This window comes from Rhizobium sp. J15 (assembly GCF_002531825.1).
Lineage (GTDB): Bacteria > Pseudomonadota > Alphaproteobacteria > Rhizobiales > Rhizobiaceae > Rhizobium.
Genome location: NZ_NWSX01000042.1, coordinates 38,818 through 50,542, shown reverse-complemented (window position 1 = coordinate 50,542; position 11,725 = coordinate 38,818). Strand labels below are relative to the sequence as shown.

The window sequence follows — 11,725 nt, the reverse complement described above, 5'->3', positions numbered from 1 at the left end:
ACTCCGATGTTTACGCGGCTTTCACCGGAGGGATACGGACCGCGACGGAGCGGGCCCGGTGCTGCAAGCCTCGCGGCGGCCATTTCCATTTGTCGGCAAGGTCTTCGCCGATGCAGGCTACCAAGGCCCGCGCGTGGCCGAAGCCACGTCCATTGCAGTCGAAATTGTCAGGCGAAAGCCCGATCAGATCGGCTTCGCCGTGCAGCCGAGGCGATGGGTGGTCGAGCGCTTCTTCGCCTGGATCAGCCGTAACCGCAGGCTATGGAAGGACGCCGAGGCGACCATCGAATCCGCCACCGCTTTCCTCTACGCGGCAGCCGTCATGATCCTCGTCAGACGCATCGCACGCCAATCATGACCAGTTTCGGCACGGACTCTTAGTGGCACGGTTTTTTACCTGCTCAGTGCCGACCATAGCTCTGTCGAGGTTTTTAGACGCAAATGCTCGTCACCCTTGAGATCTCCATGATCTCTTTGAAAAGTACCCGATTGCCCTATCGTCCAAGAGGTCAGCTTCAATATTGAAAGCCGCCGCCACGATGTCGTCCATTTCCTTGGCTCGATCAACCGTTGCGTAACGCGCTTCGAGCCTTTGCTGTTGCAGGTCTATGGTGTCCTTCCAATAGCGGGTGCCTTTTATATCTGCGTGTGTGTCAACGAAGCGGGCAAGGGGTCCCCCGGCCCCCCAGCCAACGAAACCTGGACATGCGCGGCAGAACTCGTAGAGTTTTTCGTCACGAGTCGCGATCCACACATCGTGCTCGATCACTCCAAACATGAACTGCTCTCGTGAATTATTCACGATATCAGCGGCGGAGATCAGTTTTAGGTCATTAGCACCGTTCAGCGCGATACGGTGTAGCTCTTGGACCCGGGTCAAGCCTTTGGCGCCGCCCTTCTTCAGTTTCGTGAAATTGTTCACAGTGGCCGACTTCCGCGTCCTCACAACGTCAGTCATACCCTTTTCAGGAGCGAATACGTATCGCGCGATCGACAATTCCTTCAGGCTGATGAGGTTAAGGACTTCCTCGCAGTAGTCGATGTAGAGCGTGAATTTTTCAAACCCGTCCAACGCTTCCAGGCGATAAATAATGTTTAAGGCCAGCAGTGACGCATAAGAGCAGGCGATGGTCGTCTGACGCTCCGGTGATAGTGCACTGAAGGCCTCGGGCTCAAAACTTTCGCCGGCGAAAGGAACCTTCACTGAGTTAGGGTCATCCCGGAACTTGGGCAGGTAGTCTCTGCAAAACCTTTCGAACGCAGCCTCGACCGGAGCCCGTCGCCCCGGCGGAAGCTCCTGGTAGGCAGCAGCAGGCGATATGAAAACGCCGTATTTTGACGTCGTCTCGATCAACCTTGCCAGATCGACAATGCCTGCGTCTTTCAAGTCCTTATGCCGCTGCGATCCGTTATACGCGATTTCAATCGTCAGCAGGATGTTGGTGTCCACCATCACATTTGTCTGCCTTCGGTTCCGGTAATTCTCGCGGATTAAGCCTTTGTTGATCTTAATTATTTCGGGAGAGCTGGAAGAGGATTTGAAAGTGTGTACGGTCATATTCTCTGTTTCTGCATTGAGCGTCTATTCATTTGCCCGGTCGCCATACATTCGCCACCGCCAATACACCTAAGTAACAACCTTACGTTACTAATTCTCTAGGTTCTTGGCGACGAGACGAGCTTCGCTCGCAGGTCCGGACTAATCATCACAGTGCCTGAACACTGCGCGACGTTCTCAGCGAGAGCGTCGCATTGCGGGAGCCTAAATTCTCATTCCGTTCGCCCTTAGCGTATGCTTCGCACGCCTCTTGTTCCCCCAATAAACGACGAGTTTGGTGAGTGGTACACGACGCTGATCGAGGCCGTTCAGGACGATATTGTAAGGGCAGTCGGGGCTTCTAGAAGCCAAACGGCAGCAACTTCCTTTCCCTCCCCTTCTCATCCGACACCTTGCACAACAGAATGGCCCAGAAGGCCGTGCCCGCAAGATGAAGCGACAAAGACAATTCTCGAAGACTTGGCGCTACACGAGCTGCGCGTGGCCCGAAAAAACTCAGCAGGATCTGGCACGCGCACTCTATGTGAAGCAGCCGGCTGTCGCAAAGCTGGAGCAGCGTGGCGATATCTATGTCAGCAGCCTGCGACGCTATATGGAGGCTTTGGGCGGCACGTTCGAGATCACCGCGAAATTCCCCGACGCCTCGGTCAACATCTAGATTTTCAGCGAAGTGGCCACTGAGAAGTAACATCGCTTTGAACCAATAGCGCCTCCGACCAGACATTTACCCAGATCGCTCAATGAAAATTCCGGCTCTTCACCTTCAGCGTATCGATATGAAGATCGGGTGTGAACATGTCCCGCGGAACGACCGGCTTTAGCCGATCACGTGAATCCGGCCCACCCCCATGGGCAAACTCGTCGCCTCTCCCGGTCGGCAGCCTGAACTCCGTATCTCGATCGGCAAGGCCAACCAGATCGGCTGAGAGATCGAAGAGTTGCTGGGCGACGAGATGGACCACCTCCCCTTCTCGCTGGATCCGCCCGTTGATCGCCATCATTGAGGATCCCAGTACGATACGCCGACGCTTCTCGAATAGCGACGGCCACACAACGACGTTGGCCGGACCCGTCTCGTCCTCGATGGTGATGAACATCACACCCTTGGCCGATCCCGGCTTCTGCCGCACCAGCACGAGTCCAGCGGTGTAAACCCATCGGCCATCCCGAGCATTCATCGCCTCGGCACAGGTGATGATATTGCGTACCGACAGGCCCTTGCGCAGAAAGGCGACCGGATGCTGGCGCAAAGTCAGCCCGATGTGGCTGTAGTCCTCGATCACGTTGTGGCCGTCGTTCATCTGCCGAAGTGCCACCTCCGGCTCCTGTTGCTCGGCAATTGCTGTTGCCTCACGTTCGGCGGCGGCGGCAAACAGGGGTAACGGCTCGTCGCGCAGCGCCTTGATCGCCCAAAGCGCATCGCGTCGTTCGAGTTTCAGCGATGGCAGAAAGGCGTCGGCCTCCGCGAGTTGAACAAGCGCTTCGGTCGGCACGCTAGACCGGCGCCACATGTCATCGACTGAGGCGAACGGGTTGTTCATGCGCGCTGCAACGATCCGTGCGGCGTCCGCGACAGCCAGCCCTTTCACCTGCCGAAACCCGAGGCGCACAGCATGACGATCGCTGCCTCCAATCCTTTCCAGCGTGCAGTCCCATCGCGAGCGGTTGGCGCAGACCGGCCGCACCTCGACGCCATGCTTGATCGCGTCCCCGACGATCTGGGCCGGAGCATAAAATCCCATTGGCTGGCTGTTGAGAAGGGCTGCACAAAAGACGTCGGGGCAATGGCACTTGATGTAGTTCGAAGCGTAGGCAATCAACGCAAAGGAGGCCGCATGACTTTCCGGAAAGCCGTATGAGCCAAAGCCCTCCAACTGCGAAAAGGTCTTTTCGGCGAACTCGGCCGAATATCCGTTCTTGACCATGCCTGACACCAGCTTGTCCTTGAAGCGCGAGACGCCGCCGGTGAACTTGAAGGTCGCCATGGATTTGCGCAGCTGGTCGGCCTCACCACCGGTAAAGCCGGCACAGACCATGGCGACGCGCATCGCTGACTCTTGAAACAGCGGCACGCCAAGTGTCTTGCCGAGCACCGCCTCCAACTCGGGTGTCGGATACTCGACGGGCTCCTTGCCTTCGCGACGACGGAGATAGGGATGCACCATGTCGCCCTGGATTGGGCCCGGCCGCACGATCGCCACCTGAACAACGAGATCGTAGAACGTGCGCGGTTTTAACCGCGGCAGCATCGCCATCTGCGCACGGCTTTCGATCTGGAAGGTGCCGAGCGTGTCAGCCTTGCGGATCATTGCATAGGTCGCCGCATCCTCTTGGCTGATTTTCGAGAGATCAAGATCCTGCCCTTTGTGCTCGCGGATGAGATCAAAAGCCTTGGCCATGCAGGTGAGCATCCCGAGCGCCAAGACATCCACCTTCATGAACTTCAGAGCCTCGACATCGTCCTTGTCCCATTCGATGATCTGCCGGTCTTTCATCGTCGCCGGCTCGATCGGTACAAGATCGTCCAGCCGGTCATGGGTGAGGACAAAGCCGCCGGGGTGCTGGCCGAGATGACGCGGCGCGCCCATCAGCTGCTGTGCCAGTTTCAGGGTGAGCGCTAAGCGCCGGTCGTCCGGGTTGAGATTGAGTTCCCTGATGTTTCGGTCGGGAATTTCTTCCGACCAGGACCACATGCCTGACGACAGCGCCTTGATGACATCTTCAGGCAGGCCAAGCGCCTTGCCGACATCGCGGATTGCGCCCTTGGCCCGGTATCGGGTGACGGTCGCACAAAGTGCCGCCTTCTCCTTGGTATAAGTCTTGTAGATCCACTGGATGACCTCCTCGCGCCGTTCGTGCTCGAAGTCGACATCGATATCCGGCGGCTCGTCGCGTTCCTGGCTGACGAAACGCTCGAAGAGGAGATCATTGGTCGAGGGGTCGATCGATGTGATGCCGAGAATATAGCAGACGGCGCTGTTGGCCGCCGATCCCCTGCCCTGACAGAGAATGCCCTGGCTTCTGGCAAAGCGCACGATCGAAAACACCGTCAGGAAGTACGGCGCGTATTTCATGGTGCGGATGAGATCGAGCTCGTGGCGTACGGTCTTCAACACGTCCGGCGGCAGACCTTCCGGGTACCGGTCCGGCGCACATTCCCAGACATAATGCTCGAGAGACGCCTGGGCGTCCTTGCCCGGAACGATGGCTTCCTCCGGGTACTGGTAGGTCAGCTCCTCAAGCGAGAACTTGCAGCGATGCACGATTTCCAGGGTTCGCGCGAGTGCTTGCGCGTAGCGCGGAAACAGGCGTGCCATTTCCTCCGGTGGCTTGAGGTAGCGGTCGGCGTGGCGTTCGCGCTCGAAACCGACATCGTCGATCGTGGTGTTGTGCCGGATACAGGTAACGATGTCCTGCAATTGCCGCCGGCCCGGCTCATGAAACAGCACATCATTGGTGACGACGGTTCTGACCTTGAACCGAGCCGCCATGTTGGAAATCTCATGCAGCCGCAACTGGTCGTTCGGTCGCCGACGCAGACAGAGAGAGACGTAAGCGCGATCACCAAACAGCTCAGCCATTTTTCGAAGCTGGATCGCGCAAAGATCATCCGGCAGATCCGGCACCAAAATGCCGATCATCCCCTCGGAGTAAGCGACGATATCGTCCCAGTGCAGGATGCAGTTGTTCTTGCCGCCGCGCGATTTGCCCAGCGTGATGAGGCGCGTCAGGCGCGAATAGGCGGATCGGTCCATCGGATAGACCAGCACAGACATCCCATCCGCGAGATCGAGCCGACAGCCGACGACCAGGCGCAGACCCGTGGCGCGAGATGCTTCCAGGGCGCGGACGATCCCGGCCAGCGAATTGCGATCGACGACGCCGAGTGCTTCGATGCCGAGCTGTTTCGCCGTCTCGAACAATTCCTGTGCAGAGGAGGCGCCGCGCAGAAAGGAAAAGTGGGTCGTGACCTGCAGCTCGGCGTAGCTCATGCGAAGATCCCGTGGCAGAACCAGCGATGGGACCCGGTCTCGGGATCCACTCCGTCGCCGGAGCGGAACACCCACAGGCGCTCGCCTGCCTCGTCCTCGATGAGAAAGTAGTCCCGCACCGCCTCCATCTCGGCGTCACGCTGCCACCACTCCCCGAAGATGCGTTCCGGGCCGTCGGCGCGTTTGACCTTACGGCGCTTGCCGCGCCAGACGATGGAAACAGGCGGCCGGTCCGGCATCAGCGCAATCGCCTCGATCAGTTCGGGTCGTGGCAAAAGCCGGACTGGACGGCGCCAATGGCTCACCCAGGCAACAGGGATCGGTTCAGCAACGGGACTGATCCGCCGGACGGAACGTTCCGGCACATCGGATGCAACCGGCGCGACGCGATAGACCCGCTGGCCCCGATTTCCATAGATATCGATGAGCGGTGTCACATCGGTGATGTCATCCTCGACCAGAGCAGAGACTTTCTGCGCCTCCTCCAATGGCTCTACCATGACGGCGACAAGGGTGAGCCTCTCGATCCCGAAACCCGGCTCGATCTTTTCCGTCCGGTCCCGAAACAGTTTCGTCAGCCAGGCAACGTCGCGGGCAGGTTTGGCAGTGCCTGCGCGAATGGCTTGTCTGGTGCCGTCGACCTTCTCGACGATCAGGTCGGCGCGGCGCACCCCAAGGCCGCGCTTCTGAAGCTCATCGACCAGTTGGACGACGAGGCGGCCGACATATTTGTTGATCGTTTCGGCAGCGCCAATTGGTTCAGCGAAGGCTTTCGAGACTTCGACCAGCTCAGGCGTCCGGATTGGCTTGATCGGCTCGGCGATGCGACAGAGCATCTGGTCGAGACGGCGCCCAACCTCCGGCCCAAAGCGCAACGTCAGCGGCGCGCGCGGGGTATTGGCAAGCTCCCCGATCGTCTGAAATCCGAGAATGCGGAGATCGCTGACAATCGTTGCCGGCAGGCGCAGGAGCGATATAGGCAGCTTTTCGACGGCCCGCACTGTCTCACCCGGCGGAATGACAATCGTCTCGCGCTTGATTGCGCGGGCGCAGGCATGGGCTGCACCCCAGCTGTCGGCGACCGCCACGCGGGCAGTCAGCTTCCTGCCCAGAAACTGGTTGGCGATCTTTGTCACCATTGGCAGCTCGCCGCCCTGCAGGTGGTCGGCGCCTTCGGTGTCCATCACGATGCCGTCGATCCCGTCAATCGCGACGATCGGCGAATAGATTGTTAGTGCCCACAGTGTGATGCGTTCGAGGGCTACCCGATCGGCTTCGATATCCGCGTCGACCATCATCAGGCCATGAAACAGCGACTGCGCCTTTGCCGCCGGCATGCCGACATGCACGCCTGCCACCCGGGCAGCCGGGTCGGCAGCCGAAACCCATCGCTTCGACCCGCTTCTTGCGATCACGGCAATTGGCTGTTCAGGCGAAATGGAGGGATCCGCCCGCCGAATACGATCCGTCGGCAGATCCGGAAGATAGATCGAGACGACCCTTGTCATCACACGCCCTCACGAGAAACTCAGCACACTCACCCGCTTTCACGCGCATCAATTCAAGAAACCATTGAGGCCTGCCCACCCCCGGTACCGGCAGCTCTTCCGATGGCATCACACTGACCCGCCATCTGGTTGTTGACGCCGTCGGCTGGCCAAAATCATTCGCCTCGGTCTGCCGTCGCCATCGCCGGACGGCAAGAGCCATCGTCCCGGTTCGCTCGGCGGCTAGCTGCAATCGGCGGGAACTGACCATCGGCAGGCGGACAAGTTCGCCGACGACCGCTCCGAGACCGCCGAACGACAGTCCCTCCTCCATATTGGCCAGAACATCCTCTTCCCTGTCGGACTCGACAAAAATCACCCGGTCGGGATGGAGGCCCACCTGGGCAAGCGCCGGAAAGAATAGATCCGGTCGGGTCAAACACCAAACGACGGGGCCTTTGGTTCGCGCGGCAATGCCGGCCACACAGAGTGCCGCCGCCGCGCCATCAACAGTACCGGAACCGCCGCCCGCGAACTCATGCAGCGCTCCATGGGCGAGACCACCGCCCGGCAGGACCGCATCGATCTCCGACAGACCGAAGGGCAGACAGCCGGCACGTCTGGCCTGCGCACCCTCCATTGATGCGATGCGCTCGCGCAGATTGGCGATCACATCGGAAACCTCCTCAGGGGCCCTCGTGGCACGGGCAGCATTCATCGTTCACGGCTCCCTTCAAGGTCGCGTTGGCGGGATCGACATCATGTCGGGCGGGCGATATGTTCACTATCTGTTCTTGTGCCAGCAAAGAGTCAAGACACATTGAGCGTAGGAATATTCGCCTAGCATTAGCGATCTTGAAGATTGCGAACGGAATCAATCGCGTAAGGCCGAAAAGAATTTTTGGCGCAGTTTCCGGGCGTTTGGGCCCTGCCGGTGGATAGCGGGGAAAGAAGTCAGTTCGTCGCAATGTTCTTAAGCTTTTTGTGCTGCACTTCAGCCATGACAAAGCCTCCCAGGTCAAACCCACCTAGAACAAAGCCGCTTCTTCGTGACGGCGAAGCTCCGATCCGCTCGAAGCCACGCAGGAAACGCAATCCGGCACAGCCACAGCTGCTTTTCGATCCCATGCCCGATCGGGTTGAGCCAGCGCTGGCTGAGCTGAAGGCACATCCGCCAAAAGGTGATCAGTGGAGCTGGGAGCTGAAATGGGACGGCTATCGCCTGGCGGTCCATATCGAGCCGCAAGGTGTGCGCATCCTTACACGTGGTGGCCATGATTGGACGCATCGCTTTCCTGATATAGCAGAGGCCGCTCGGGCGCTCGGGCCGGCGACGATGATCATCGATGGCGAGGCGGTGGTGCTTGACCAAGAAGGGCGACCGGATTTTGAGCTGCTGCAGCAATCGCTCGGCGCTTCTGGAAAGGCCGCTGGCAACCGCGCCTCGGACGCCATTCTCTACGCCTTCGATCTAATTTATCTCGACGGCCATGATCTGCGCGGGATCGAATACCGCTCGCGCCGGCATCTTCTTGAGGATACGCTCACCGAGAAAGATGGCGCCATCCGTCTTTCGGAGACGTTCGACGCGGATCCCGCTGTCCTGCTTGAGAACGTTTGCCGCCTTGGTCTCGAAGGCATCGTCGGCAAGAACCTCGATCAGCCCTATCGCTCCGGCCGCACCGGCGACTGGGTGAAGGTCAAATGCGTTGAGAGCGAAGCCTTCATGATCGTCGGCTATGAGCCATCCACGGCGTCGCTTGGCGGCTTCGGGTCTCTCGTGCTTGCCGCCTACCGCGACCATGATCTTGTTCATGTTGGGAGCGTCGGCACGGGCTTCAAGCAAGCCGAGATGGATAGGCTGCGCAAGACGCTCGACAATCTGCGCTGGAAGCAAAAGCAGCCACCTGTGTCCTTCGCCGGGAAAGCTGACATCGTCTGGGTCGCGCCGACCTTGATCGCCGAGATCGAGTTTCGGGCCTGGACCGGAGACGGCAAACTGCGGCATCCATCCTACAAGGGCTTGCGGGAACGTCAGGACAATGCCGACGTCTTCACGCTCGACTAGCGAAATCGGTATCGTCCGTTAGATTGTCTTCCACGACCTTGCGAACGTGGATGGCGTTGGATGTGCAATCTCTACCGGATGGAAGACAAGGACTGGGTCGCGAAGTGGGCCCAGGATGCCGAAAGCCTGATCAATCTGATGCCGGCCTATCAGATGAACCCCGACCAGATGGGGCCGGTCGTCCGCAACACGGCTGACGGAAGAAAGCAGCTCGTGCATGCGCGCTGGGGCCTGCCATCGCCGATTTTCGTGCAAAAGAAGGCTGCGGAAGCTCGGGCGGAGAAACTGAGAGCCAAGGGTCAGGCAGTCGAAATGGACGAGCTCATCCGCATGGAACCGGACCGGGGCGTGACCAATGTCCGCAAGCTTAACCTTCCCCACTGGACACGATGGTTTGGCATCGAGCATCGATGCCTGGTCCCGGTCACAAGCTTTGCCGAACCGGATCCGGCAAGCCAGGAAACCGGCGGCAAGGTACCCAATACCTGGTTTGCCCGCGATGAGGCGAAATCGCTGATGTTCTTTGCGGGCATTCATGTGCCGCAGTGGAAAAGCGTGCGGAAGGTCAGGGACGGCCTGACCACTGACGACCTCTATGGGTTTCTCACCACGGATCCCAACGATCTCGTCAAGCCCATCCACGAGAAGGCCATGCCGGTACTGTTGCTGACAAAGGAAGAAACCGACATCTGGATGCGGGCGCCTTGGGACGAGGCAAAGCACCTCGCTCGACCACTACAGAATGATGCGCTCATCATTTCTTCACGCGAACCATACGGATCTACGATCGTGTCGAAATCCGGAGAGCCGGTGGAACAGGGTAGTCTGCTTTGACGCCTGATCTCAGACCACGAATCTGTCGTAAAACGAAAAAGCCTGCAGCGGGAGGAGGTGCGGCAGGCTTTTCGAAAGAATTGAACAACGGCTGGGAGGAGGAGTGCCGCTGTTCCGTCAGACGTCCCTTGGGAGGAGGGGTGGGTCGCCTGAAACACGAAGCCCTGCGGGAGGAGGTGCATTGCTTCGATGCCCTGAGGATACCAGAGGCTTCTTTGATCGCCAGCATTCAGATCGCAATGCAGCCATGCGTATGCTGCATTGCAACATAAATCTTTTGCTTATTTTTCGGCCACTATGATGAAGGCACAGCTTTCTGCGTACTCGGCTCAAAGCCGAGAACGAACTCGATCACCTTGGTGGATGACATTTCGCACGGCTTCAGCAGCGAGCCTGATGCAGCCAATCGATAGAAGTTGAAGCTGATGATATCTGTTCCGCCAAGCTCCTCGCCATAGAGCCAAGTCCGCTTTCCGTCCTCCGACCGCTTGACGGTCACGCCCCATGCTCGACCACCGAAATTCCCGTGAATATAGCCGTCAGATAGTCTGGCAAGCGCGGCTTCAAATGAGGCAGAAACAGCAGACGCTTCTTTGCTGGAGGTCAGGGCGCCAGCCATTCGTCACAAATCCCACAGCCATCGTCATCCATGCTCGATGCCGGGCGCAACTTTCGACAGCAGGGACAGATTGCTGCGTCCGGAGTGCAGGTGTCTTCCCGTTCCGGCGGAAGAATTTCGATGCACACCTTCGACACCATATCGGCCGCGCTTTGATCCATGGCGATGCTCCAATTCAGGCCCATACCAGAGATAGTGAGCATCGACGCCTGCACAAGCCGGCAGGTTGCTGCCAGGAGCGTGCCGATCCCAGCCATATCGTCGAGCGACCTTCTTGACGATCTCCTTGCGACCTTGTTCATTCCTGTCATGTTCAAGCCCGCAAACGCCGTGCAGATCAAAGTTTCCATCGACGAGATCCAGCCGCAAGTCTGGCGTCGGTTAGTCCTGCCCATCGACTGGAATCTTCAGCACCTGCATCTCGGAATTCAGGCTGCCTTCAACTGGTGGAACTATCATCTCTACGAGTTTCGGATTGGTGGTCTACGCTATGGTGATATCGAGGTCCTCACAGAGGACGCGACCGACGACGATCCTCGCGTCTTCGATCAGACAGAGGTTCGCTTGCTGGACTTTGAAGAAGGTTCTGTCTTCAGCTATAACTATGATTTCGGGGATGGCTGGCGGCACACCGTTGCGGTCGAGGAATTCCTGACACTCGCGCCTTCGCCAAAACAGGGAAGCTGCATTGCTGGCGAAAGGGCGCGGCCACCCGAAGATGTTGGCGGCGTTTCCGGCTATGAGCGCTTCCTGGAGATCATCGCCGACAAGGAAGATCCGGAATATACTGAAACTATCCGGTGGTGCGGCGGCTACTTCGATCCGGAATGGCTCGATCTTGCGGTGGTGGACAAGGATCTCCGCAACGCTTTGCGCTCGTCAAACGGCGCCTGTACCAACCAAAACCCAAACCCATGTCCACGAAATGAATTGGATGAGGTTCAAGATAGACGCCTTGATGGGAATCGAACTGACGACCCGCAGCTTAAAATTGCTAAGCTATTGAAAACGTGGATGGTGAGCCAGTATTGAGAGGTGAAGGACTATCGCGTCACGGTGATCATCATGGCGTGGGAAAAGGGCTCAACACTTTCTCCGGTTGCTGTCGCGTTATTCCGTTCGCCAACCTAATTTAGCGGACGAGGAGACAACAAGAAGCGACTATGA

The 11,725-nt window shown here is 58.6% G+C and carries 10 protein-coding genes; 5 read left to right on the top strand and 5 right to left on the bottom strand.

Features of this window, described 5'->3' with window-relative positions:
- Positions 1-358 (top strand): transposase (locus CO670_RS26035; RefSeq protein ID WP_141502397.1); only part of this gene is annotated, 358 nt, incomplete at its 5' end.
- A gap of 90 nt (positions 359-448) precedes the next feature.
- On the opposite strand, the gene CO670_RS26030 is transcribed toward CO670_RS26035, so the two are convergent.
- A complete protein-coding gene (locus CO670_RS26030; RefSeq protein WP_018247131.1) occupies positions 449-1,558 on the bottom strand; it encodes a hypothetical protein in 1,110 nt (369 codons plus the stop codon).
- 430 nt (positions 1,559-1,988) lie between these two features.
- Here CO670_RS26030 and CO670_RS26025 point away from each other — a divergent pair, with 430 nt between their 5' ends.
- Positions 1,989-2,216: an XRE family transcriptional regulator gene (locus tag CO670_RS26025; protein ID WP_004680466.1), complete on the top strand. Its 228-nt coding sequence runs from the start codon at positions 1,989-1,991 to the stop codon at positions 2,214-2,216.
- Between the two features lie 79 nt (positions 2,217-2,295).
- Here the strand turns inward: CO670_RS26025 and CO670_RS26020 are convergent, their stop codons facing one another.
- From CO670_RS26020 to CO670_RS26010, 3 genes are read right to left on the bottom strand one after another with little or no spacing between them, the layout of a single operon-like run.
- A complete protein-coding gene (locus tag CO670_RS26020) occupies positions 2,296-5,550 on the bottom strand; it encodes an error-prone DNA polymerase (RefSeq protein WP_097592885.1) in 3,255 nt (1,084 codons plus the stop codon).
- A complete protein-coding gene (locus CO670_RS26015) occupies positions 5,547-7,058 on the bottom strand; it encodes a DNA polymerase Y family protein (RefSeq protein WP_004680468.1) in 1,512 nt (503 codons plus the stop codon). The genes CO670_RS26020 and CO670_RS26015 overlap by 4 nt, the downstream gene beginning before the upstream one ends.
- Entirely contained in the window at positions 6,979-7,755 is a 777-nt protein-coding gene (locus CO670_RS26010) for an ImuA family protein (RefSeq protein WP_004680469.1), read from the bottom strand. The genes CO670_RS26015 and CO670_RS26010 overlap by 80 nt, the downstream gene beginning before the upstream one ends.
- 282 nt (positions 7,756-8,037) lie before the next feature.
- On the opposite strand from CO670_RS26010, the gene ligD reads away from it, so the two are divergent.
- A complete protein-coding gene (gene ligD / locus CO670_RS26005) occupies positions 8,038-9,105 on the top strand; it encodes a non-homologous end-joining DNA ligase (RefSeq protein ID WP_018247130.1) in 1,068 nt (355 codons plus the stop codon).
- 60 nt (positions 9,106-9,165) lie between these two features.
- Positions 9,166-9,939, top strand: a complete 774-nt coding sequence (locus CO670_RS26000; protein WP_010031308.1) for an SOS response-associated peptidase — start codon at positions 9,166-9,168, stop codon at positions 9,937-9,939.
- Between the two features lie 295 nt (positions 9,940-10,234).
- Here the strand turns inward: CO670_RS26000 and CO670_RS25995 are convergent, their stop codons facing one another.
- On the bottom strand, positions 10,235-10,558 hold the full coding sequence (locus CO670_RS25995; RefSeq protein WP_097592884.1) for a hypothetical protein: 324 nt from the start codon (positions 10,556-10,558) through the stop codon (positions 10,235-10,237).
- A 195-nt stretch (positions 10,559-10,753) separates the two neighbouring features.
- Between CO670_RS25995 and CO670_RS25985 the strand changes: the two genes are divergently transcribed.
- On the top strand, positions 10,754-11,590 hold the full coding sequence (locus tag CO670_RS25985) for a plasmid pRiA4b ORF-3 family protein (RefSeq protein WP_245426011.1): 837 nt from the start codon (positions 10,754-10,756) through the stop codon (positions 11,588-11,590).
- The last annotated feature ends 135 nt before the right edge of the window (positions 11,591-11,725 follow it).

Bases quoted from the DNA above. Each gene is read 5' to 3' on its own strand.
- ligD (WP_018247130.1), top strand. From the start codon at position 8,038: ATGACAAAGCCTCCCAGGTCAAACCCACCTAGAACAAAGCCGCTTCTT.
- CO670_RS25995 (WP_097592884.1), bottom strand. From the start codon at position 10,558: ATGGCTGGCGCCCTGACCTCCAGCAAAGAAGCGTCTGCTGTTTCTGCC.
- CO670_RS26020 (WP_097592885.1), bottom strand. From the start codon at position 5,550: ATGAGCTACGCCGAGCTGCAGGTCACGACCCACTTTTCCTTTCTGCGC.
- CO670_RS26010 (WP_004680469.1), bottom strand. From the start codon at position 7,755: ATGAATGCTGCCCGTGCCACGAGGGCCCCTGAGGAGGTTTCCGATGTG.
- CO670_RS26015 (WP_004680468.1), bottom strand. From the start codon at position 7,058: ATGACAAGGGTCGTCTCGATCTATCTTCCGGATCTGCCGACGGATCGT.
- CO670_RS26000 (WP_010031308.1), top strand. From the start codon at position 9,166: ATGTGCAATCTCTACCGGATGGAAGACAAGGACTGGGTCGCGAAGTGG.
- CO670_RS26030 (WP_018247131.1), bottom strand. From the start codon at position 1,558: ATGACCGTACACACTTTCAAATCCTCTTCCAGCTCTCCCGAAATAATT.
- CO670_RS26025 (WP_004680466.1), top strand. From the start codon at position 1,989: ATGAAGCGACAAAGACAATTCTCGAAGACTTGGCGCTACACGAGCTGC.